Origin of the sequence: Nocardia sp. CDC153 (genome assembly GCF_035818515.1) — a bacterium.
In the GTDB taxonomy this organism is placed as follows: Bacteria; Actinomycetota; Actinomycetes; order Mycobacteriales; family Mycobacteriaceae; genus Nocardia.
Genome location: NZ_JAYKYU010000003.1, coordinates 107,092 through 129,723, shown reverse-complemented (window position 1 = coordinate 129,723; position 22,632 = coordinate 107,092). Strand labels below are relative to the sequence as shown.

Sequence of the window (22,632 nt, the reverse complement as noted above, 5' to 3'; positions counted from 1 at the left end):
CGGGTTCACGCCCAGTCGTAGGTGCGTTCGACCGCCTTGTTCCACTCCCGCATGAGGTGCTCGCGGTCGGCCGCGGACATGGCCGGGGTCCAGTGCTTGTCCGCGGCCCAGTTGGCGCGAATGTCGTCGGTGGAGGTCCAGTAGTCGACGGCCAGGCCCGCGGCGTACGCGGCGCCGAGGGCGGTGGTCTCGGTGACGACCGGGCGCACGACGGTGGCGTCGAGGATGTCGGATTGGAACTGCATGAGCAGTTCGTTGACGACCATGCCGCCGTCGACCTTCAATGTCACCTTCTCGACGTCGAGGCGCTGGGCCTCGGCGTCGGCGCGCATGGCGTCGATGACCTCGCGGGTCTGGAATGCGGTGGCCTCCAACACGGCTCGGGCCAGGTGGCCCTTGTTGACGAAGCGGGTCAGGCCCGCCACGACGCCGCGGGCGTCGGGACGCCAGCGCGGGGCGAACAGGCCGGAGAAGGCGGGGACCACGTAGCAGCCGCCATTGTCGGGGACCGTGCGGGCCAGCGGCTCGATCTCGTCGGCGGAGGAGATGAGGCCGAGATTGTCGCGCAGCCACTGGACCAGGGAGCCGGTGACGGCGATGGAGCCCTCGAGGGCGTAGACGGCGGGCTGATCGCCGAGGCGGTAGCAGACGGTGGTGAGCAGGCCGTGCTCGCTGAAGACCGGGGTGGTGCCGGTGTTCATGAGCATGAAATTGCCTGTGCCGTAGGTGTTCTTGGTGTCACCGGGCGACAGGCAGGCCTGGCCGAAGGTGGCGGCCTGCTGGTCGCCCAGGATGCCCGCGACGGGGACACCCGCCAGCGCACCGGTGCTGATATCGCCGTAAACCTCGGAGCTGCTGCGGATTTCGGGCAGCATCGACAGCGGTACGCCGAACTCCGCGCAGATGTCCGGATCCCATTGCAGCGTGCGCAGATCCATCAGCATGGTCCGCGAGGCATTGGTGACGTCGGTGATGTGCAGCCCGGTCAGCTTCCACAGCAGCCAGCTGTCGATGGTGCCGAAACACAGCTCACCGGCCTCGGCACGCTCCCGCACGCCCGGCACATTGTCGAGAATCCAGCGCAGCTTGGGCCCGGCGAAGTAGGTGGACAGCGGCAGACCGGTGCGATCGGCGTAGCGGTTCGGCCCCTGGTCACCGGCGAGGACCCCGGTGAGCTCGGCAGTGCGGGTGTCCTGCCAGACGATGGCGTTGTACACCGGTTTGCCGGTGGCGCGGTCCCAGACGACGGTGGTCTCGCGCTGGTTGGTGACACCGGCCGCCGCCACCTCGGCGGGGCCGATGCCGCAGCCGCGCAGGGCCTGGGCGATCACCAATTCGGTATTGCGCCAGATAGATTCGGGATCGTGCTCGACCCAGCCGGGTCGCGGGAAGAGCTGTTCGTGTTCACGCTGGGCGACTCCGGCGATTCGGCCCTGCTGATCGAAGACGATGCAGCGACTCGAGGTCGTGCCCTGATCGATGGCGGCCACATAGCGACGCATCGATCGAGGCTAACCGACGCCACCCGTTAGTGTGGGTACCGTAGCTGACGGTAGCCGGAAGTTAACCCGGAGGAGTCGAGCATGACGAACCAACCGCGATCGCAGTTCCTCGGTCCCGAACAGCGCGAAGCCGCGTGGGGTCGGCTCGGGAAGGACACCTTCGACGTCATCGTGATCGGCGGCGGCGTGGTCGGCGCGGGCATCGCCCTGGACGCCGCCACCCGTGGCCTCGAGGTCGCCCTGGTGGAGGCCCGCGATCTGGCTTCGGGCACCTCGAGCCGGTCCTCGAAGATGTTCCACGGCGGTCTGCGTTACCTCGAGATGATGGAGTTCGGGCTGGTTCGGGAGGCCCTCAAGGAGCGCGAGCTGGCTTTGTCCACGCTCGCGCCGCATCTGGTGAAGCCGCTGAAGTTCCTCTACCCGCTCACCCACTACGGCTGGGAACGGCCCTACGTCACCGCCGGTCTGGTGCTCTACGACACCATGGGCGGCGCGAAATCCGTTCCCGGACAGCATCATCTGACCCGCTCGGCCGCGCTGCGGCAGGCGCCCGGCCTGAAGCACAAGGCGCTCACCGGCGGCGTGAACTACTACGACACCGTGGTGGACGACGCCCGCCACACCATGACCGTGGCGCGCACGGCCGCCCATTACGGCGCGGTCATCCGGACCTCCACGCAGGTGGTCGGCTTCCTCAAGGAGGCGGGCCGGGTCGTCGGGGTGAAGGTGCGCGACAGCGAGGACGGGCGCACCACCGAGGTGCGCGGCAGCGTGGTCATCAATGCCACCGGCGTCTGGACCGATGAACTGCAGTCGCTCGCGCATCAACGCGGACGATTCCATGTGCGAGCGTCCAAAGGTGTGCACATTGTGGTCCCGCGTGACCGCATTGCCAGCGACACCTCGCTCATTCTGCGGACCGAGAAGTCGGTGCTGTTCGTCATCGCGTGGAGCACCGACCACTGGATCATCGGCACCACCGACACCGACTGGAACCTCGACCTCGCGCACCCGGCCGCCACCAAGAACGACATCGACTACCTGCTCGAACACATCAACAAGGTGCTGGTCACCCCGCTCACCCACGACGACATCACCGGCGTCTACGCGGGCCTGCGCCCGCTGCTGGCCGGGGAGAGCGATCAGACCTCCAAGCTCTCCCGCGAGCACGCCGTGGCCCGCATCGCCCCCGGGCTGATCGCCATCGCGGGCGGCAAGTACACCACCTATCGCGTCATGGCCTACGACGCGGTCGACGAAGCGGCACAGGACATTCCGCGCCGGGTCTCGCCGACCATCACCGAGAAGGTGCCGCTGCTCGGGGCCGACGGCTACTACGCGCTCATGAATCAGACGCCGCACCTGGCCGAGAAGTACGGCATCCACCCGTATCGAATTCAGCACCTGCTCAACCGGTATGGCTCGCTGATCGACGAGGTGCTGTCCCTGGCCGACGGCAAACCCGAGCTGCTGCAACCGATTGCGGAAGCGCCCGGGTACCTGCGCGTGGAGGCCGTCTACGCGGTCGCCGCCGAGGCCGCCCTGCACCTGGACGACATTCTGGCCCGCCGCACCCGCATCTCCATCGAATACGCCCACCGTGGTGTGGCTTCCGCCGATGAGGTGGCCCGCCTGGTGGCCCCGGTGCTGGGCTGGTCCGAGGCCGATATCGACCGCGAGGTCGCGGTCTACACCGCCCGCGTCAAGGCCGAGATCGAATCCCAGACCCAGCCCGACGACGAATCGGCCGACGCCCTGCGTCTGGAGGCCCCGGACGCGCGACGCGAGGTCCTGGACCCGGTCCCGATCACCCAGCCCGAATCCGTCTGACGGGTGTCCGCGGCGCTTCGGAGCTGTATTCCGAAGCGCCGTTTCGGTGTTCAGCGGACGAGTTTGTAGTTGAACTCGGTGGTGCCGAGGGCGTTCATCAGGCGGACCCACAGCGGGAGCATCATTTCGGTGCCGCGGGCGGTGGTGATGTCGCCGAGGTCGACGATGTCGCGCCAGCCGAACTCGCGGAGGAGTTCGGCGACCGTGGCCTTGGCGTCGGCGTCATTGCCGGAGAGGAACAGCGTGTGGTCGCCGCCCGCCACGTTCTCGGGGCGGGCCATGACCGCGGCGGTCACGGTGTTGAGGGTCTTCACCACGCGGGCTTCGGGGAAGGCGCGCTGTACCTGCTCGCCGACCGAATCGGTATTGCAGACGGACAGGAACGGCGGGAAGCCCTGCGAGAAGTCCAGCGGGTTGGAGATGTCGATGACGACCTTGCCCGCCAGGTTCTCCGCACCCGCGCCCGTCAGCGCCGCCACGCTGACCTGCCCGGACGTGGCGTTGATGATGAGCTCGGCGTCGGCCGCCGCCGCGGCCGCCGTGGCCAGTGGGGCGGGGAAGGGCTCCTCCGCGCGCGCCTCGGTGGCGGCGACATCGCGCGTACCGATCACCACGTCGTGTCCCAGTTCCACCAACCGCGCCGACAGCGTGCGCCCCACCGACCCGGTGCCCAGGATTCCGATTTTCATGTTCATCACAGTAGGACCGGATGCCCGGTGTGAGAACGCATTTCGCCGGTGACGAAAGGTGTCGGTCGGGTGAAATTTTCAGCGGTCCGGCGGTGTTTGGCAGCGGGGGCAGAAGTAGATACCGCGCTCGGCCCGGCTGGCGTGGGCTTCGTCGCCGAGGAGGTGCACGACCAGGTTGGTGCCGCAGCGCGGGCACGGGCGGCGTTGGCGGCCGTAAGCCAGTGCGCGCCACGGGGGTTGGTGGGCGGCCTTGGTGAGGACCCGGTGGGCCTCGTCCACCAGGCCGGGTAGATCCGGCACAGCGCCGACCGGGGTGGCGGGATGAACGCGGCGCAGGAAGCAGATCTCGCTGCGATAGATATTGCCGATGCCCGCGAGATTGGTCTGATCCAGCAGGGCGAGGCCGATCGGCCGGGCCGGGTCGCCGGAGAGGCGGCGGACGGCCTCGGCGGCATCCCAATTCGGGCCGAGCAGGTCCGGGCCCAGGTGGTCGGTGGCGGTGTGTTCGGCGCTGCGGGGGAGGACTTCGACCAGGCCGAGGGAGAATCCGACGGCCTCGGCGTCGTCGTTGGCGAGGACCAAGCGGGCGGTGAATCCCGGTTTGGTCCAGCGCTGTCCGGGTCGGTAGACCCGCCACTCGCCCTCCATCTTGAGGTGGGTGTGGATGGACAGCTCGGGTGTGCGAACGAACAGGTGCTTGCCGTAGGTGCCGACGCTCTCGATCTCCCGACCCTTCAGGTCGAGGGTGGCGAATCGCGGAACCCGGAAATCACTGCGGGTGAGCGGCTTGCCCGCCAACGCCTCGCGCAGCCGGGCGGCGGCCCGGTAGACGGTGTCGCCTTCAGGCATGGGCGCTCACGGTCGGCCTCTGACTCACGGGCGGCCTCTGAGCCGGAAGCCCTTGGGCGTGGCGGCGAATCCGGCCTCGGTGAGAAAACCGGCGAAGGTGTTGCCGTGCACGGATTCCCCGTTCACGCGGTCGATGACCAGGGAGTCCACCCGGCGATCGTGGACCAGGGCGGCCAGGGCGCTGGCGGCCGCGGTACGGACGGCCGGATCATCGGTGAAGGTGAGCAGCGTCTTGCCGCCGCGCTCCAGGTACAGGGCCAGCTCGCCCTCGACCAGCACCACCAGCGCGCCCGCCTTGCGGCCGGGCCGGTGCCCCGCGCCCTCGGCGGCCGCCTTGGGCCAAGGCAGCGCCGCGCCATAGGGATTCGCCGGGTCACAGGCCGCCAGGGCGACGGCGACGCCGACCGGCTCGGACCCGAACGCGTCGGCGGCCCGGGTGCGGTCGGTGTCGAAGGAGCGCAGGCGGTCCACCACATCCGTGGTCGAGAACTGCGCGCCGCCCAGGGAATCCACGAAATACCCGCGACGGCAGCGCCCGCGATCCTCGAACTCGGTGAGCACCCGGTACATCAGCGCGAACCCGCCGGGCACGCCCTCGCTCTGCACCGAGCCGCGGGTCAGCACGCCGTACCGCTCCAGCAGCACGTCGGCGGTGGCGTGCGCGCGAATCGTATTGTCGGCCACGCGTTCCGGCAGCAGCGACCACCGGCCCGCCACCTGGGGCGAGCTGGTGCGCGCGGGCATTCCGGTGCGCGGCAGATACATTCGCCCGCGTGGCGTCCGCCGGGGCGTGCGATGCGCGGTGGTCGTGCGGGTGGTCCCGGCCAGCAGGGCGCGCACCGGGGCGAAGGTGTCGCCGCCAATGTGCCCGGCCCACACCAGATCCCACAGTGCCGCGGTCACCGCGGTCTCGTCCTCGGAGTCGACGCCGTCGAAGAGCTGACGGAAGAAGTACGCACCCCCGGTGGTGCCCGGCAGCACCTGATACTCGCCCTTCGGTAGCGCGGTGCCCTCGGCCCCGGTCCCGGCGGTCGAGTCGGTGGTGCCGCCGATCACGGTGGCTCCCAAGGCCGTCAGCAGCCCGATGTGCAGTTCGGTGAGATCGATGTCGTCGGGCGGCGGCAGCGTCAGCCCGGCCTGCTCGGCCGGATGCAGCGCGATCCAGCCGTCCTTGGCGGTGATCGAGCCGTGCCCGGACCAGATCACCTCGCCGGTGGCCATGAGCTCGTCCAGCATGGCGGGGGCGTAGTCGCGCACCCGCGACGGCAGGATCAGCGATTCCCAGGCCGAGGCCGGAATCGGCACGCCCGCGAGCTGTTCCACCACCGCCGCGACGCCGTCCACCCCGCGCAGCTCCCCGGTCCCGACATGCTGCCAGGACGGCAGGAACCGGCCCAGCGCGGCGGTCGCCACCGGCTCGACCTCCTTGCGGGCGGCGGCCAGTGAGCGCCTGCGCAGGCGGCGCAGCACCTCGCTGTCACACCATTCCGAACCGGCCGATCCGGGCGTGAATTCGCCTTCCACCACCCGCTTTTCGAGACCAAGGCGGTGTAATGCGGTGGCCGCCACCGCGGGTCCCAGCCCGAATCGGTGCGCGACCCGGGTCAGCGTGAACGGTCCGTGCGTGCGCGCGTACCGGCCGATCAGATCGCCCAGCGGATCGGCGACCGGTTCGATGAACGCGGCCGGAACCCCGATGGGCAGGGGCACGCCGAGCGCGTCCCGCAGCCGCGAGGCATCTTCGATGGCCACCCACCACCGGGATCCGGCGAACGAAACCTCCAGCGCCCGATGCGTTTTCACCAACTCGGCGAACCACTCGCGCGGATCGGCCTGGCAGCGCTCCGCGGCCTCTTCGGCTGTGATCGGCCCCAGCAGTCGCAAGAGATCGGCCAGCCCCTCCAGATCCCGCGCCTGCCGCTCGGGCGTGAGCCGCTGCAATTCCCGCTCGGTCTGCTCGAGCACCGCCGCGTCCAGCAGCTCCCGCAGCTCGACCCGGCCCAGCAGCTCCGCCAGCAGACTGGAATCCAGCGACAGCGCCGCGGCCCGCCGCTCGGCGAGCGGACTGTCGCCCTCGTACATGAACTGCCCGATGTAGTCGAACAGCAGTGAATTCGCGAACGGCGACGGCGCGGCCGTCTCGACCTCGACCAGGCGCACCTGCCGCCGCGCCACCCGGCCCAGCAGCTCCCGCAGTGAGGGCAGGTCGTACACGTCCTGTAGGCATTCGCGCACGGTCTCCAACAGAATCGGGAACTCCGGGAACTTACGCGCCACATCCAGCAGCTGGGCCGCCCGCTGCCGCTGCTGCCACAGCGGTGCCCGCTTGCCCGGATCCCGGCGCGGCAGCAGCAGCGCCCGCGCCGCGCACTCCCGGAAGCGGGACGCGAAAAGCGCCGACCCGCCGACCTGTTCGGTCACCAGATCATCGATCTCGTCGGTCTCGAACACGAACAGCTCCGCCCCCGGCGGATCGTCGGTCGTGTCCGGCAGGCGCACCACGATCCCGTCGTCCGACGGCGTGGGCGCGGCATCCACCCCGAACCGCTCGCGCAGCCGAGCCGCCACCGCCAAGGCCCACGGCGCGTGCACCGGCAGCCCGTACGGCGAATGCAGCACCACTCGCCAGTCACCCAGCTCGTCCCGGAACCGCTCGACCAGCAGGGTCTTGTCGGTCGGCAGCTGCCCGGTGGCCGCCCGCTGCTCGGCCAGCAGCGCCACCAGGTTCGCCGTCGCGTTCTCGTCCAATCCCCCCTGCAGCGAGACGGTTTCGACCTCGGAGCCCGCCGACCGCTTGCTCTTGTCCAACTCCTGCCCGGCGTGCCGCACGAATTCGCCCAGCGCCGCCCCCAATTCGGCCGGGCGGCCCAGGGAATCGCCGTGCCAGAAGGGGAGTCGGCCGGGCAGGCCGAAGGCCGGGGTCACCAGGACCCGGTCGAAGGTGATCTCCTCGATGCGCCAGCTGGTCGCGCCGAGGGCGAAGACATCGCCCACCCGGGATTCGTAGACCATCTCCTCGTCGAGTTCGCCGACGCGGGAAGCCTTCTCACCGACCATGAAGACCGGGAACAGGCCGCGATCGGGAATCGCGCCGCCCGAGGTCACCGCCAACCGCTGCGCACCGGGACGGCCGGTGAGCGTTCCGGCGTCACGATCCCAGACGATGCGCGGGCGCAGTTCGGCGAATTCGTCGGACGGGTAGCGGCCCGCGAGCAGGTCCAGCACCGATTCGTAGGCCGAACGCGGCAGTGCCGCATAGCTTCCGGTGCCGCGCACGGTCTCGAACCAGGCGTCGGCGTCGATCGGCTCCAGGGCGCAGGCCGCCACGGTCTGCTGGGCGAGGATGTCCAGCGGATGCGCGGGCACCTGCAGCTCCTCGATCTGCCCGGCCGTCATGCGCATGGACGCCACCGCGCAGTGGATGACATCGGTCCGGTGCTTGGGAAATATGACGCCGCGCGAGATCTCGCCCACCTGGTGTCCGGCCCGGCCCACGCGCTGCAGCCCGGAGGCCACCGAGGGCGGGGCCTCCACCTGCACCACCAGTTCCACCGCACCCATATCGATGCCGAGTTCGAGGCTGCTGGTGGCCACCACGCAGCGCAGCCGCCCGCTCTTGAGGTCGTCCTCGATGAGCGCCCGCTGTTCCTTGCTCACCGACCCGTGGTGCGCCCGCGCCAAAAGCGTTGTGGCCCCGTGGATCACCTCGGTCGCCGCACCCAATTGCGCGGGCGGCCCGTGCTCGGTCTCCACCGCCTCTCCGAGGCGCGCCGCGTACGCCTCGTTCAACCGTGCCGTGAGCCGCTCCGAGAGCCGCCGCGAATTCGCGAACACGATCGACGACCGGTGCTCGAGCACCAGATCCACGATGGCCTCGTCCACATGCGGCCAGATCGATCCGGGCTGATCCGAATCCTCCCCGCCCGCATCGGGTTCGGTCATATCCGCCACCGGCACCCGCACCGACAGGTCGAAGGTCTTGGGCGCGGGCGGCGCGACAATGGTGATCGGCGCGCTCCCGACCAGGAATCGCCCGACCTCCTCGGGCGGCCGCACCGTCGCCGACAGCCCGATCCGCTGCGCCGGGGACTCGGTGAGCAGGTCCAGCCGAGCAAGCGAAAGCGCCAGGTGCGCACCGCGTTTGGAGCCCGCGATGGCGTGCACCTCGTCCACGATCACCGTGTGCACCCCGCTCAGCGTCTCCCGCGCCGCCGAGGTCAGCAAGAGAAACAGCGATTCCGGCGTGGTGATCAGAATGTCCGGCGGTGTGCGCTGCATGGTGCGCCGATCCGCCACGCTGGTGTCACCCGAGCGCACCCCCACCCGGATCTCGGGCGCGTCGACCCCCAGCCGCTTGGCCGTCTGGGTGATCCCCACCAGCGGTGCGCGCAGATTGCGCTCGACATCGACGGCCAGCGCCTTGAGCGGCGAGATATAGAGGACCGAGGTCTTGCGCGGTCCCGTCACCGGCTCCCGGGTCGCCAGCCGGTCGATGGCCCACAGGAACGCCGAGAGCGTCTTACCCGACCCCGTCGGCGCGATCACCAAGGTGTGCTGCCCCGCCGCGATCGATTCCCAAGCCCCCAACTGCGCGGCCGTGGGCGCGGGGAACGCACCGTCGAACCACTCTCTGGTCGCTGGGGAGAACCGATCCATGGCCCCCAGTCTGCACCCGCCCACCGACAAGCTCTTCGGGCCGACCCCGATGGGGCTCGAACCCGGGGACACCTGCGGCGATAGTGGAACGATAGGGGCTCGATCGGGTACGACAGACCGGTCGGATTCACCCGCCCGTCCGGTTTCCGGGATGTGCCGGGCCACCTTCGGGATTCGAGCTGTCCGACTCGCGGAGACCTTCGGGGGAGCGTCGGGGAAGTCCCCCCGGTCGGCGGGCGAAGGGTTAGCAATCCGAATACGGCCTGGTGTGCCGCGCGTAGGCTTCGGTTCGTGCAGAAGGTGCTCCGACTCGACTTGGTCAGTCACGGCATGACCGAGGCGATGCGCAAAGCACGATTCCCGGTGGATGAACCTCTGACGGAAGCGGGCCGTCGCGCGGTGACCGCCTGTGGCCGCCTGAACTCCGCGCGTGTCGTCACCGCACCCGAGCGCCGCACCGTCGAAACCGCCGCGCTCATGGGCCTCATGGGCGACGAGGACGACCGACTACGCGATCTGGACGCGGGAGCCTGGCGCGGCGGCGAGCTCATGTCGGTCCCGAAAGAGGACCTCTATCTCTGGCTCACCGACCCGGGCTACCGCGGCCACGGCGGCGAGGCGGTCGTGGACGTCATCGAGCGCACCGGCGAATGGCTCGCCGATATCGCACTGGACGGCGAGCCCACCATTGCCGTCACCCATCCGGCGGTCATTCGCTCGGCCCTGCTGGTCGCGCTCGACGCCCCCGCGAAATCCTTCTGGCGCATCGACGTTCCCCCGGTCAGCGTGACGCGGCTGCACTACCGCGGCGAGTGGACGCTGCACTTCCGCTAGCGGCCTCGCCCACCGGCCGCGCGGCGGCCAGCATGGCCCGCACGGCATCGGTGATCAATCCGGCCGAGATCCCCGGATCCACCGCGCGCTGAATTCCCAGCCCCAGACCGAGACTCAGAATCGACGTGGCGGCGTCCTCGGCCGACATGGGCAAGACGATGCGCATGGAATCGGCCAATGCCTGCAGCTGCGCGGCGACCGCCCCGCGCATCATGGCGAGGCTCGACACCAGCGCCGCCTGCAGATCCGGATCGTCGCGCGCCACGATGGCGAACTCGAACTCCAGCAGCGTCCAGCCCACATCGCCGAGCGTCCGCTCCGCCCAGCCCTGGAACCGTTCCAGCCGCGCGTCGAGCCCGTCCTCCCCGTCGAGCAGCTCCCGCAGCTCGAGGAATTTGGTCTCGTGAATGAGCGCCAGCACCTCGAGGCACAGCGCGGACTTGGTCTTGAAATTCGAGTAGACCGCGCCCTTGGAGTACCCGGCCTCCTCCGCGACCCGGTCCAGGCTGGTCTTGGCGTAGCCGTCTGTCAGGAACATGTCGCGCGCGGTGGCGAGCAGGTCCGCGCGGGTTCGGGCCTGGCTCTCGGTCCTGGTCAGTCGTGCCATGGCAGCGATTCTATGTACTCCTGGATTTGGGATACCTGGAGTATCTGAAAACTGCTAGTGTTCGAAACCATGAGTAACAGGAACGGGTCACAGCGACGTGGCCTGGCCATCGGCTGTGGCGGCACCGTCGGCATGGCCTGGATCGTCGCCGCGCTGGCCTCGGTGCGGGACGTGCTGGGCTGGGATCCGCGCGAGGCCGACGTCATGATCGGCACCTCGGCGGGCGCGGAGGCGCTGACCATGCTGGGCAGCGGCATCGGCGTGGACGAACTGGTGGACATGCAGCGCGGCAAATCCACCAACCCGATCCTCACCGCCCACATGCGTTCGGAGCCGGGACGATTCCCGCCGCTGCCGCGCCCGCGCCTGGGCGCGCCCGCCCGCGCCGCGCGAGAACTGCTGTCCCGCCCGGGAAACGGGCACGCCCTGCTCACCGCGGGGAGCGGGTTGCTGCCGCGGGGGAGTGGCGACCCGAGTTGGTTGCAGCGCCTGGCCGAGCGCCTGAACCCGGGGCGTGACTGGGTGGCGCACCCCGCCACCTGGCTGGTGGCCATGGACAACGCGACCGGCGAACGCGTCCCGTTCGGCGCGCCCTCGGCTCCGGAGGCGAACCTCGGTGCGGCCCTGCGGGCTTCGTGGGCGGTGCCCGGCTGGTTCCCGGCCGTCTCGATCGCGGGCCGCGAGTACATCGACGGCGGCGCGGCCTCCACCGCCTCGGTCGACCTACTCATCCCGGCCGACCTGGACGAGGTGGTGGTGATCGCCCCCATGGCCTCGACCGGTCGCGTTCCGGCCACCGGCGCGGGCCATGTCCTCGAGCGCCAACTGCGAAATCGCATGAGCGAGAAGCTGGATCGCGAGATCACCATGCTGCGCTCGCACGGTGTGAAGGTGTTGCGCCTGGACGCCACCGCCGACGATCTCGCCGTCATGGGTCCCAACTTCATGGACGGCCGCCGCCGTCTCGACACCTTCGAACACAGCCTGGCCAGCACCCGCCGCCGGGTCGAGCAGGGAGAATTCGCGTGAGCATCCTCGGAAACGCCTATCCGGCAATCGATCTGCACGGCGCGCGAGTGCTCGTCACCGGCGCGGGCCGCGGCATCGGCCAGTCCACGGCCGAACTGTTCGCCAGCAAGGGCGCGGAGGTGGCCATCGCGGATGTGGACACCGCCGCCGCCCAGGCTGTCGCGGCGGCGCTGGGGGCCAAGGCATTCGAGCTCGACGTCCGCAAGCGCGAGCAGTGGGACCAGGTCGTCGCCGACTTCGGCCGCATCGACATCCTGGTGAACAATGCGGGTGTCATGCCCGCGGGCGCGTTCCTGGACGAGCCGGACGCGGTGGGCCACACCACCATCGACGTGAACGTCTGGGGCCTCATCCACGGCATGCGCGCCGTCGTCCCCGGCATGATCGAGCGCGGCCACGGCCACGTGGTGAACGTGGCCTCGCTGGCGGGCAAGATCCCGATTCCGGGTCTGGCCGTCTACAATGCCAGCAAGTTCGCTGCTGTGGGCCTCTCCGCCGCAACGCGTTTGGAGTTCGCGCCGCACGGCGTCAGCGTTAGCTGCGTCATGCCCTCGGCGGTGCGCACCCGCCTGTCCTCGGGACTGAGCCTGGGCGGCGGCATGCCCACCGTCGATCCCGAGGATGTCGCCGCGGCCGTGGTCGTCACCGTGCGCAGCCGCCGCGCCGAGGTCGCCGTTCCGAACTACCTGGGACCGATCGACGTGGCCCTGGCCGCCGCCCCCGAACCCGCGGTGCGCCTGGTGCGCAGGCTCTTCAACGGCGATCGCGCCCTGCGCCCCGCCGACGCGCAGGTGCGCGCCCGATACGAGGAGCAGGTCCGCGCGATCACCGCCGAACAGGAGTAGCTACTCGAACCGAATGCCCTGCGCCAGCGGCAGTTCGGTGGAGTAGTTGACGGTGTTGGTGGCCCGGCGCATGTACGCCTTCCAGGAGTCCGACCCGGACTCCCGGCCGCCGCCCGTCTGCTTCTCGCCGCCGAACGCCCCGCCGATCTCGGCCCCCGAGGTGCCGATATTGACATTGGCGATGCCGCAGTCCGACCCGTCGGCGGCCAGGAACCGCTCGGCCTCGCGCTGGTTCTGCGTGAAGATCGACGACGAAAGTCCCTGCGGCACCGCATTGTGCATCTCGATGGCCGCATCCAGATCGTGGTAGGTCATCACATACAGGATCGGCGCGAAGGTCTCCTCGCGCACCACGGCGGTCTGCGCGGGCATGCGCACGATCGCGGGGCGGACGTAGAAGGCGTTCTCGCCCGGCCCCTCAACTCGCTCACCACCGCAGACCAATTCGCCGCCGTCGGCCAGCGCCCGGTCCAGCGCCGCCCGCATGCCGTCGTAGGCCCGCGCATTGACGAGCGGCCCGACGAGAACGCCTTCCTCGAGCGGATTACCCACTCGCAGTTGGCGATACGCAGAGGAAATCCGATCCAGCAGCGGCCCTGCGACATCCACGTGAACGATCAGTCGCCGCAGTGTCGTACACCGCTGGCCCGCCGTCCCCGCCGCCGCGAAAACGATTCCGCGCGTAGCAAGTTCGAGATCGGCCGAGGGCGTCACGATGGCCGCGTTGTTGCCGCCCAACTCCAGCAGACAGCGTCCGAACCGCGCCGCCACGCGGGGCGCGACCTGCTGGCCCATGCGCACCGACCCGGTGGCGCTCACCAGCGCCACGCGCGAATCGTCCACGAGCTGTTCGCCGATCGCGGCCGGACCCTGAATCAGCTGGTGTACTTCGGGATCCGCGCCGACCTCCAGCGCCGCGCGCCGCAGCAGCGCGTGGCACGCCAGCGCCGTCAGCGGTGTCGTCTCCGAAGGCTTCCACACCACCGTGTCCCCGCACACCAGCGCGATGGCGGTGTTCCACGCCCACACCGCGACCGGGAAGTTGAACGCCGAGATCACCCCGACCACGCCGAGCGGATGCCAGGTCTCCATGAGCCGATGCCCCGGCCGCTCCGAGGGCATGGTCCGGCCGTACAGCTGTCGCGAGAGACCGATGGCGAATTCGCAGACATCGATCATCTCCTGGACCTCGCCGCGGGCCTCCGGGCCGATCTTGCCCGCCTCCAGGGTGACCAGTTCGCCCAGGTCCTCGAGATGCTCGGTGAGCAGCGCCGACAGTCGCCGCACCACGGCGGCGCGCTGCGGCGCGGGTACGGTGCGCCAGCCCCGGAAGGCGGTGTCGGCGCGGGCGATGGCGGCGTCCACCTCGGCGGCCGTGCTCGCCCGCAGGGTGAGCAGCTCGCTGCCGGTGATCGGCGTGCGCGCCGAGAGTTCACCGGGCGGGGGCGGTTCGACACCCAGGCGTCGCAGCAGGTTCTCCGCCCGCTCACGTAGCTCACTGGTGGCCAGGTCGGTCAGTGCGTGACTCATTACATGCTCCAGGTTGGGTTCCGGCACCGAGTTCGGTTCGCTGCGTTAGCCTTCGCTGATGGCGGATACACCGGCGAAACCCGTACTCGACGACATCGATCGACTGCTGATCCGTGAGCTGATTGCCGATGGTCGCGCCACCCTGTCCAATCTGGCGGAGAAGGCGAACCTTTCGGTGTCCGCGGTGCAGTCGCGGGTGCGGCGCTTGGAGGCCCGCGGCGTGATCCGCGGCTATACGGCGAACGTCGATCCCGAGGCGCTGGGGCAGATGCTGTCGGCATTCGTCGCGATCACTCCTCTCGACCCGTCGCAACCCGATGACGCACCCGCACTGCTGCAGCACATTCCCGGCATCGAGGCCTGCCACTCGGTGGCCGGTGATGAGAGCTACATGCTGATGGTGCGGGTGGCCTCGCCCAGGCACCTCGAGCAGCTGCTCCAGGAGATCCGCGCGACGGCCAATGTGCGAACCCGCAGCACCATCATTCTCCAGACATTTTACGACAAGTGAGCCGGAGACATTCGGTGACAGGGCGGTTACGAACGTATTTTTTCCTGAACTTACGGGACTGGCCGTAAAAGTTCATTTACGCTGGGTGGCGTGACCCTCGAACTCGATCGGCTCGGGGCGGCAGCCGAAACCACATTGGTCACCCCCGCCCGGGTGCATGAGATCCTGGCCGCGAGCATTCTCGCCGACGGCTTCGACCTCGTCCTCGACCTGCGAAAATCGCGCGGTCGCCGACTCGTGGACGCCCGCGACGGCACGGCGTACCTCGACATGTTCGGCTTCTTCGCCTCCAACACCCTCGGCATGAACCACCCGGCCCTGCTGGGTGACAAGCACTTCCTGGCCAACCTCACCGCCGCGGCGCTCAACAAGCCCAGCAACTCCGACATCTACACCGTCGAGATGGCGCGCTTCGTGGACACCTTCGCGCGGGTGCTCGGCGATCCGCGGCTGCCGCACCTGTTCTTCATCGACGGCGGCGGACTCGCGGTGGAGAACGCGCTCAAGGCCGCCTTCGACTGGAAGTCGCGCCACAATGAAATGCACGGGCGCGCACCGGAACTCGGCACCAAGGTGCTGCATCTGACCGGAGCCTTCCACGGCCGCACCGGATATACGCTCTCGCTCACCAACACCGATCCGGTGAAGACCGCGCGCTTCCCGAAATTCGACTGGCCTCGCATCGAAACCCCGTATGTCGGACCGGATCACCCCGATATCGAGGCCGCCGAGGCACACGCGCTGGCGCAGGCCCGCCGCGCCTTCGCCGAAAACCCGCACGACATAGCGTGTTTCATTGCCGAGCCGATTCAGGGCGAGGGCGGCGATCGGCATCTGCGGCCCGAATTCCTGCGCGCTGTCCAGGACCTGTGCCACGAGCACGACGCCCTGTTCATCCTCGACGAGGTGCAGACCGGCGTCGGCATGACCGGCACCACCTGGGCCTACCAGCAGCTCGGCCTGGAGCCGGACGTGGTGGCCTTCGGCAAGAAGACCCAGGTGTGCGGCATCATGGCGGGCGGTCGCGTGGACGAGGTGCCCGACAATGTGTTCCACGTCAGCTCGCGCCTGAACTCCACCTGGGGCGGCAATCTCGTCGATATGGTGCGGGCGCGGCGGGTCTTCGAGGTGATGGAGCACGAGGATCTGGTGGCCCGCGCCGCCGAACTCGGCCCGCACCTGCTGGCCCGGCTGACCGAATTGGCCCGTGCCCATGCGGAAGTCACCGATCCGCGCGGCCGCGGCCTGATGTGCGCGGTCACCCTCGCGACGCCGCAGCGGCGCGACGAGGTGGTGACCCGGCTGCGCGAGGAGGAGCGCGTGCTGATCCTCGGCACCGGCGAACGCGGCATTCGATTCCGGCCGCCGCTGACGGTAACCAAGGCGGAGCTGGACGAGGCCGTCGACGCCCTGGAGCGTGTATTGCGTTGAGCCGCAACCCGGACCGGATCGGGTCCGGGTTGCCCGCATTTGCTGAATAGTGGCGTTTGCCCGAACCGCGTGGCGCTGCACGACACTCCGTGAACCCGCCGCGAAACTCCATGTCGCCGCCTACTATTCGACGACATGTCAGCTCACCGCAATGCGGGCATGGCACGGTGCGCTCTGTGATCGCGCGCCGTGCACGTCTGGGGTTGGTCCTCTCGGTAGCGATGCTGGCCGGTTGCTCGAGTGGCCAGTCGGGCCCGTCCGCGCACCTTTCCACCCCGTCGTCCGGCCCGGCGGACGCCTCGCCCGCGGCGGCCGCCGCGCCGGACCTGCTACCCGGCATGCCGCCGCCGCTCTCCTCCACCGACGTCTACGCCGCGACCCGCGAACTCAGCCCGACCGTGGCCGATCAGCCCACCCGGGTCTACGTCCCCAACAGCGAGTCCAACACCATCACCGTCATCGACCCGGACAGCTTCCAGGTCGTCGACACCTTCCCCTCCGGCGGCCGCGAGCCCCAGCACGTCGTCCCGTCCTACGACCTGCAGATGCTCTACGCCAACAACGATCTCCCGATCGGCAGCGGCAGCCTGCTCCCCATCGATCCGCGCACCGGCAAGCCCGGCGACCCCATCCCCGTGCGCGACCCGTACAACATGTACTTCACCCCCGACGGCAGATACGCCCTCGTCGTCGCCGAGGCCGATCGCTCCCTGGACCTCTACGACCCGCACACCTGGGAGAAGCTGCGCGACATCCCGGTGCCCGACTGCACCGGCGTCAATCACATGGACTTCACCGCCGACGGCCGCACGGCCCTGGTCAGCTGCGAGTTCAGCGGCCGGATGGCCGTGGTCGACATCGCGAACCTGTCGCTGCTGCGCATGATCGACCTGCCCGGCGGCCACTCGGGCATGCCGCAGGACGTCAAGCTCGCACCCGACGGCCGCACCTTCTACGTCGCCGACATGATGGCCAATGGCGTCTACACCTTCGACGCCAAGACCTTCGACAACACCGGCTTCGTCGAGACCGGCGCGGGCACCCACGGCCTCTACGTCACCCGCGATTCCGCGCGGATGCTCATCACCAACCGCAAGGAGGGCAGCATCTCGGTCTGGGACTTCGCGACCAACAAGCTCCTCGACACCTGGCACATCCCCGGCGGCGGCAGCCCGGATATGGGAAATCTCTCCGCCGACGGCCGCGTCTTCTGGGTCTCCGGCCGCAATCACGGCGAGGTCTACGCCATCGACATCGTGGACTGGAAGCTGTTGGCCCGCATCCCCGTCGGCCGCGGCGCGCACGGGCTGACCATCTGGCCCCAGCCCGGCCGCTACTCGACCGGCCACACCGGCGTCATGCGGTGAGACCGGCGTAATGCGGTGAGATCGGCGTAATGCGTTGGCGCGGACCGAGTGTGGGCCCGACCAAATACTTGCTCGGATGACTGTGGAAGTCCGCTATTGAACATTGTTCGGGTCGGTGTCCTCAACCACCCGAATAGTGGCCTCTACCTGCGCCTTTCTACTGGCGGGTAGCCAATAACCATACTCATGAGTAGCCCCGTCTGGATTACATAAGGCCTCTGGTACTGGTTACACTCCCCGTCATGACGAGTGTCCAGCAGCAGCCTTCGCCGGGTTCGGCAGGTGCCCCAGATATCCACACCACCGCCGGTAAGCTCGCTGATCTGCGCAATCGGCTGGAAGAAGCCAAGCATCCGATGGGTGAGGCCGCGGTCGACAAGGTCCACGCCAAGGGCAAGATGACCGCGCGCGAGCGCATCCTCGCCCTGCTGGACGAGGGCTCGTTCGTCGAACTCGACGCCCTGGCCCGCCACCGCAGCGTGAACTTCGGCCTGGAGAACCAGCGTCCGCTGGGCGACGGCGTGGTCACCGGCTACGGCACCATCGACGGCCGCGACGTCTGCATCTTCTCCCAGGACGTCACCGTCTTCGGCGGCTCGCTGGGCGAGGTCTACGGCGAGAAGATCGTCAAGGTCATGGATCTGGCGCTGCGCACCGGCCGTCCGCTCATCGGCATCAACGAGGGCGCGGGCGCGCGCATCCAGGAAGGCGTTGTCTCCCTGGGGCTTTACGGTGAGATCTTCCACCGCAATATCCAGGCCTCGGGCGTCATCCCGCAGATCTCGCTGATCATGGGCCCGGCCGCGGGCGGTCACGTGTACTCGCCCGCGCTGACCGACTTCGTGGTCATGGTCGACCAGACCTCGCAGATGTTCGTCACCGGCCCCGACGTCATCAAGACCGTCACCGGCGAAGAGGTCACCATGGAGGAGCTGGGCGGCGCCCACACCCACATGGTGAAATCCGGTGTGGCGCACTATGTCGCCTCCGGTGAGCAGGACGCGCTGGACTACGTCCGCGATCTGCTGAGCTACCTGCCGAGCAACAACCGCGCCGAGGCCCCGCGCTTCCCGGCCACCGCCGCCATCGGCGCGATCGAGGAGAACCTCACCGAGACCGACCTCGAGCTGGACACCATCGTCCCGGACTCGCCGAACCAGCCCTACGACATGCACGAGGTCATCAACCGCCTGGTCGACGACGAGGAGTTCCTCGAGGTCCAGGCCGAGCGCGCGATGAACGTGATCGTCGGCTTCGCCCGCATCGACGGCCGCAGCGTCGGCATCGTCGCCAACCAGCCCATGCAGTTCGCGGGCTGCCTGGACATCGACGCCTCGGAGAAGGCCGCGCGCTTCGTGCGCACCTGCGACGCCTTCAATGTCCCGATCATCACCCTGGTCGACGTGCCCGGCTTCCTGCCCGGCACCGGCCAGGAGTACAACGGCATCATTCGCCGCGGCGCGAAGCTGCTGTACGCCTACGGCGAGGCCACTGTGGGGAAGATCACAATCATCACCCGCAAGGCCTACGGTGGCGCCTACGACGTCATGGGTTCCAAGCACATGGGCGCGGATGTGAACCTGGCCTGGCCGACCGCCCAGATCGCGGTCATGGGCGCCTCGGGCGCGGTCGGCTTCGTCTACCGCAAGCAGCTGCAGCAGGCCGCGGCCGAGGGCAACGACGTGGACGCGCTGCGCCTCGAGCTGCAGAACGAGTACGAGGACACCCTGGTCAACCCGTACGTGGCGGCCGAGCGCGGCTACGTGGACGCGGTCATCCCGCCCTCGCACACCCGCGGCCAGATCGTGTCGGCGCTGCGGCTGCTGGAACGCAAGATGGTGTCCCTGCCGCCGAAGAAGCACGGCAACATTCCGCTCTGATATCGCGATATGCGCGGTATGGGGCGCACACTGTCCATTAGGGCAAGACACTCGTACCGCGCACGATCGCCTCATCCGAGCAAAGATGTTCAGGAATGGCCCTCGCTCTCGAGGGTTGTATCGAATACCGTTTGCGTCCCGGAAGACATGCTCCGGCCGCGAACGCGCCGCGCACCCTGCGGCGAACGGACAGGAGGACTGGCGCTGTGACGACCATGGCCGATGAAGAAGTGCTGCGCGCCGCCGAACTGGATCTAGCCGTCGACGAGCTGGCCGACACGGTCGAGACGACCGCCGCCGAGACGGAGCCCGCGAGCACCGGACCGATCGTCCAGGTCCTGAAGGGCAATCCGACCGACCTCGAACTCGCCGCGCTGGTCGCCGTGTTCGCCGCCGCCTCGGCGAGCGCCGCCGCGGCCCCCGTGGACAACGGCCCGGCCGATCACTGGGGTCGCCCGACCCTGCTGCACCGCGGCTCCTCGCCGTTCTCGCCCTACGCTTTCCCGGCCCTGTCGCACCTGCGCGACTGACCGCCGGTGACGGTCTTCGTACTGGCCTCCCAATCCCCGGCCCGGCTCGGCGTCCTGCGCAACGCGGGGGTCGACCCGGTGGTTCGGGTGTCCCACGTGGACGAGGACGCCGTGATGGCGGCGCTGCCCGCCGATACCGCGCCCGATCGAGTGGTGGTCGAATTGGCCCGCGCCAAGGCCCGGGAGATCGCCGGGCAGCTCGCGGCCGATCCGGCCTTCGCCGATTCCGTTGTGGTGGGCTGTGATTCGATGCTGCTCGTGGACGGCGAGCTGCAGGGCAAGCCGCTGACCCCCGAGGTGGCGCGCGCCCGCTGGGCCGAAATGGCCGGGCGCAGTGCGGATCTGCTCACCGGCCACAGCGTGCTGCGGCTGCGCGATGGCGAGATCGTCGGCGCGGCGGCCGACTGCAGTGCCACCACCGTGCATTTCGCCAAGCCGGACCCGGACGAACTCGACGCCTACATCGCGACGGGGGAGCCGTTGCAGGTGGCCGGTTCCTTCACCCTGGACGGTCTGGGCGGGTGGTTCGTGGACCGCATCGACGGTGATCCGTCGAGCGTGATCGGGATCGGACTACCGCTGGTTCGTCGACTGCTTGCCGAGGTGGGCGTCGGCATTGCGCAACTGTGGGTCGCTGACCGCGCGTAACTGAGGCTCTGTCGCGGTGCGCAATTGCGGCGCGATGCGGCTGGTCGACGGCGCTAATCGGGGCTCGCCGGGATCGGCTGGGGCTTCCTCCTCGCGCAGGGCCTCGCCGGTGCTGGCCCGCAGCATTTCCAGGCGCGCCACGCACAGTTCGGGTTCCACGAACGGGTGCAGGCGCACGTTCACGGTGTCGCGACCGCCATTGCGGTCCAGCACTTCTCGCATGAGCCCCAGGTGCACGCCGCACACCACCTCGGAGTGCGTGCGGGCCAGTTCGCGCAGCGGGCAGGCGGTCATGCGGATGAGGGCCGACTCCTCGGTCTCGCTGGCGTGATCGCGTTCGGGGGCGAAGCCGAGTTCGGACATGAGGGTGACGGTGAGGTCCTTGGCGTCCTCGAGCGATTCGACGGGCTGGTCCACCGCCTCGAGCTTCGAGCCCCAGGCCCGGCCCGCCTGAATGGCGGCGTCGGAGCGGCGGCGCGGATCGCTGCCGAGTTGGTCGGCCAGGACTTGCGCCAATTCCTGATAACCGACCGATCGCTGTACCGCGGTATAGCCGATGCGGGGGCGGCCGCGGCCGCGCGGCGGCTGCTGGAATTGGCGGACCAGCGATTCGCGGGTGAGGACGTCCAAATGGAAACGAACCGTGGTCACATGCTGGCCGGTGACGCGCGCCAGTTCCTGGGCGTCGAGAGGCTCGCTGGCGCCACGTAGGATCGCAAGCAGTCGCCGTCGCGGCCAAGAATCGGACATAGCTCACCCCTCCTCTCGAGAGACTTTATCGGATGAAGCTGCGCTTAATTCGCCCAATCATCCGATTCGTGATCTGAAACGAGTTTCGTATCCACCACATGCCTACGATCGGTGTCGAGAATCAGAACCGCCAATACCTAACCCACCACGCGTGAAGGACCACAACGTGCCCGTCGCTCCGGATCCGCATCAATCATTCGGCTCCTACGCACATCCTCACCGACTAGTAACCACAGAGTGGCTGTCGGCAAACATCGGCACGCCGGGACTCAAGATCATCGAGTCCAACGAAGACATATTGCTATACGACATCGGCCATGTCCCGGGTGCCATCAAGGTCGACTGGCGTTCGGAACTGATCGATCCTCGTACGCGCGATGTCATCGACGGCGCGGCCTTCGCCAACCTTATGCGTGCCAAGGGCATCGAACGAGACGACACCGTGGTGATTTACGGCGATAAATCCAACGGCACCGCGGCCGCCACCCTGTGGGTGTTCTCCCTCTTCGGACATGAGGACGTGCGCCTGCTGGACGGTGGCCGCGATGCGTGGATCTCCGAGGCCCGGGACACCACCTTCGAGGTGCCCGTCGCGGGCCTGGGCGAGTACCCGGTGGTCGACCGCGACGACAAGACCGCACGGGCCTTCCGTCAGGACGTGGTGGCGCATCTCGGGGGCCCGCTGATCGACGCGCGCGTATTCGAGGAGTACACGGGCGAATTGGTGGTGCTGGACCGCCCGGAGGAGCAGGCGCTGCGGGCGGGCCACATTCCCACCGCCGTGAACATCCCGTGGACGTCCTCCGTCGGCGCGGACGCCCGCTTCCGTCCCCGGGCCGAACTCGATGTCATCTACGGCGGCGTCGTGGACGCCGTCGCGCCCCTGGTCTACTCGCGCATCGGCGAGCGCTCGGCGCTGACCTGGTTCGTTCTCACCTACCTGCTGGGCGTGTGGGGGGTGCGCAACTACGACGGCTCGTGGACCGAATGGGCCAACGCCGTCGGGGCGCCTATCGTAGTCGGGCAAGAACCGGGCGCCATCCCGTCGGGCATGGCAAGCTCGTAACGCTCGAGACCCTTTCGAGTGATTCACAGGCGAGGGTCTCGGGAGAATCTGGTAGAACAGGTTCTAAAAAGAGAGTCT

Annotated in this window: 18 protein-coding genes; 11 read left to right on the top strand and 7 right to left on the bottom strand. The window is 68.8% G+C overall.

Annotated elements, in window-relative coordinates:
* Positions 1-5 precede the first annotated feature (5 nt).
* The gene (glpK, locus tag VMT65_RS17400) at positions 6-1,502 is read right to left on the bottom strand and encodes a glycerol kinase GlpK (RefSeq protein WP_326309320.1); all 1,497 of its coding nucleotides are present in this window, start codon (positions 1,500-1,502) and stop codon (positions 6-8) included.
* A gap of 81 nt (positions 1,503-1,583) precedes the next feature.
* Between glpK and glpD the strand changes: the two genes are divergently transcribed.
* Positions 1,584-3,332 (top strand): glycerol-3-phosphate dehydrogenase, encoded by a 1,749-nt coding sequence (gene glpD / locus VMT65_RS17395; RefSeq protein WP_326309319.1) that lies wholly within the window; start codon positions 1,584-1,586, stop codon positions 3,330-3,332.
* Between the two features lie 50 nt (positions 3,333-3,382).
* Here the strand turns inward: glpD and VMT65_RS17390 are convergent, their stop codons facing one another.
* The 3 genes from VMT65_RS17390 to VMT65_RS17380 form a co-directional block, all read right to left on the bottom strand.
* Positions 3,383-4,021, bottom strand: a complete 639-nt coding sequence (locus VMT65_RS17390) for an NADPH-dependent F420 reductase (RefSeq protein ID WP_326309318.1) — start codon at positions 4,019-4,021, stop codon at positions 3,383-3,385.
* A gap of 78 nt (positions 4,022-4,099) precedes the next feature.
* Positions 4,100-4,870, bottom strand: a complete 771-nt coding sequence (locus tag VMT65_RS17385; RefSeq protein WP_326309317.1) for a DNA-formamidopyrimidine glycosylase family protein — start codon at positions 4,868-4,870, stop codon at positions 4,100-4,102.
* Positions 4,871-4,894: 24 nt separating this feature from the next.
* Complete coding sequence (locus VMT65_RS17380) at positions 4,895-9,526, bottom strand: ATP-dependent helicase (RefSeq protein WP_326309316.1); 4,632 nt, start codon at positions 9,524-9,526, stop codon at positions 4,895-4,897.
* A gap of 291 nt (positions 9,527-9,817) precedes the next feature.
* On the opposite strand from VMT65_RS17380, the gene VMT65_RS17375 reads away from it, so the two are divergent.
* Positions 9,818-10,360 (top strand): histidine phosphatase family protein, encoded by a 543-nt coding sequence (locus tag VMT65_RS17375; RefSeq protein WP_326309315.1) that lies wholly within the window; start codon positions 9,818-9,820, stop codon positions 10,358-10,360.
* Here VMT65_RS17375 and VMT65_RS17370 read toward each other — a convergent pair.
* On the bottom strand, positions 10,308-10,967 hold the full coding sequence (locus VMT65_RS17370) for a TetR/AcrR family transcriptional regulator (protein WP_326309314.1): 660 nt from the start codon (positions 10,965-10,967) through the stop codon (positions 10,308-10,310). The genes VMT65_RS17375 and VMT65_RS17370 overlap by 53 nt on opposite strands.
* A gap of 69 nt (positions 10,968-11,036) precedes the next feature.
* On the opposite strand from VMT65_RS17370, the gene VMT65_RS17365 reads away from it, so the two are divergent.
* Positions 11,037-11,996 (top strand): patatin-like phospholipase family protein, encoded by a 960-nt coding sequence (locus VMT65_RS17365; protein ID WP_326309313.1) that lies wholly within the window; start codon positions 11,037-11,039, stop codon positions 11,994-11,996.
* A complete protein-coding gene (locus VMT65_RS17360; protein ID WP_326309312.1) occupies positions 11,993-12,841 on the top strand; it encodes an SDR family NAD(P)-dependent oxidoreductase in 849 nt (282 codons plus the stop codon). Before VMT65_RS17365 ends, VMT65_RS17360 begins: the two co-directional genes overlap by 4 nt.
* Here VMT65_RS17360 and amaB read toward each other — a convergent pair whose 3' ends face one another.
* Positions 12,842-14,371 carry an L-piperidine-6-carboxylate dehydrogenase gene (gene amaB, locus VMT65_RS17355; protein WP_326309311.1) on the bottom strand — a complete coding sequence of 510 codons (1,530 nt, stop codon included), beginning with the start codon at positions 14,369-14,371 and terminating at the stop codon, positions 12,842-12,844. It abuts the gene before it with no gap.
* Between the two features lie 58 nt (positions 14,372-14,429).
* Here amaB and VMT65_RS17350 point away from each other — a divergent pair, with 58 nt between their 5' ends.
* The 6 genes from VMT65_RS17350 (at position 14,430) to VMT65_RS17325 (ending at position 20,738) form a co-directional block, all read left to right on the top strand.
* Positions 14,430-14,882, top strand: coding sequence for an Lrp/AsnC family transcriptional regulator (locus VMT65_RS17350; RefSeq protein WP_033085113.1), 453 nt, complete (start codon positions 14,430-14,432; stop codon positions 14,880-14,882).
* 90 nt (positions 14,883-14,972) lie between these two features.
* Complete coding sequence (lat, locus tag VMT65_RS17345; protein ID WP_326309310.1) at positions 14,973-16,313, top strand: L-lysine 6-transaminase; 1,341 nt, start codon at positions 14,973-14,975, stop codon at positions 16,311-16,313.
* Positions 16,314-16,489: 176 nt separating this feature from the next.
* Positions 16,490-17,680 (top strand): YncE family protein, encoded by a 1,191-nt coding sequence (locus VMT65_RS17340; protein ID WP_326309309.1) that lies wholly within the window; start codon positions 16,490-16,492, stop codon positions 17,678-17,680.
* Positions 17,681-17,922: 242 nt separating this feature from the next.
* Positions 17,923-19,560: an acyl-CoA carboxylase subunit beta gene (locus tag VMT65_RS17335; protein WP_326309308.1), complete on the top strand. Its 1,638-nt coding sequence runs from the start codon at positions 17,923-17,925 to the stop codon at positions 19,558-19,560.
* A gap of 215 nt (positions 19,561-19,775) precedes the next feature.
* On the top strand, positions 19,776-20,090 hold the full coding sequence (locus VMT65_RS17330; protein ID WP_326310285.1) for an acyl-CoA carboxylase epsilon subunit: 315 nt from the start codon (positions 19,776-19,778) through the stop codon (positions 20,088-20,090).
* Positions 20,091-20,096: 6 nt separating this feature from the next.
* Positions 20,097-20,738, top strand: a complete 642-nt coding sequence (locus tag VMT65_RS17325; protein ID WP_326309307.1) for a Maf family protein — start codon at positions 20,097-20,099, stop codon at positions 20,736-20,738.
* Here the strand turns inward: VMT65_RS17325 and VMT65_RS17320 are convergent.
* Positions 20,664-21,488: a helix-turn-helix transcriptional regulator gene (locus VMT65_RS17320; RefSeq protein ID WP_326309306.1), complete on the bottom strand. Its 825-nt coding sequence runs from the start codon at positions 21,486-21,488 to the stop codon at positions 20,664-20,666. The two genes, VMT65_RS17325 and VMT65_RS17320, sit on opposite strands and share 75 nt — an antisense overlap.
* Positions 21,489-21,654: 166 nt before the next feature.
* Between VMT65_RS17320 and VMT65_RS17315 the strand changes: the two genes are divergently transcribed.
* On the top strand, positions 21,655-22,554 hold the full coding sequence (locus tag VMT65_RS17315; protein WP_326309305.1) for a sulfurtransferase: 900 nt from the start codon (positions 21,655-21,657) through the stop codon (positions 22,552-22,554).
* Positions 22,555-22,632 lie beyond the last annotated feature (78 nt).

Bases quoted from the DNA above. Each gene is read 5' to 3' on its own strand.
- glpK (WP_326309320.1), bottom strand. From the start codon at position 1,502: ATGCGTCGCTATGTGGCCGCCATCGATCAGGGCACGACCTCGAGTCGC.
- VMT65_RS17335 (WP_326309308.1), top strand. From the start codon at position 17,923: ATGACGAGTGTCCAGCAGCAGCCTTCGCCGGGTTCGGCAGGTGCCCCA.
- VMT65_RS17380 (WP_326309316.1), bottom strand. From the start codon at position 9,526: ATGGATCGGTTCTCCCCAGCGACCAGAGAGTGGTTCGACGGTGCGTTC.
- glpD (WP_326309319.1), top strand. From the start codon at position 1,584: ATGACGAACCAACCGCGATCGCAGTTCCTCGGTCCCGAACAGCGCGAA.
- VMT65_RS17390 (WP_326309318.1), bottom strand. From the start codon at position 4,021: ATGAAAATCGGAATCCTGGGCACCGGGTCGGTGGGGCGCACGCTGTCG.
- VMT65_RS17370 (WP_326309314.1), bottom strand. From the start codon at position 10,967: ATGGCACGACTGACCAGGACCGAGAGCCAGGCCCGAACCCGCGCGGAC.
- VMT65_RS17365 (WP_326309313.1), top strand. From the start codon at position 11,037: ATGAGTAACAGGAACGGGTCACAGCGACGTGGCCTGGCCATCGGCTGT.
- amaB (WP_326309311.1), bottom strand. From the start codon at position 14,371: ATGAGTCACGCACTGACCGACCTGGCCACCAGTGAGCTACGTGAGCGG.
- VMT65_RS17350 (WP_033085113.1), top strand. From the start codon at position 14,430: ATGGCGGATACACCGGCGAAACCCGTACTCGACGACATCGATCGACTG.
- VMT65_RS17320 (WP_326309306.1), bottom strand. From the start codon at position 21,488: ATGTCCGATTCTTGGCCGCGACGGCGACTGCTTGCGATCCTACGTGGC.
- VMT65_RS17385 (WP_326309317.1), bottom strand. From the start codon at position 4,870: ATGCCTGAAGGCGACACCGTCTACCGGGCCGCCGCCCGGCTGCGCGAG.
- VMT65_RS17330 (WP_326310285.1), top strand. From the start codon at position 19,776: ATGGCCGATGAAGAAGTGCTGCGCGCCGCCGAACTGGATCTAGCCGTC.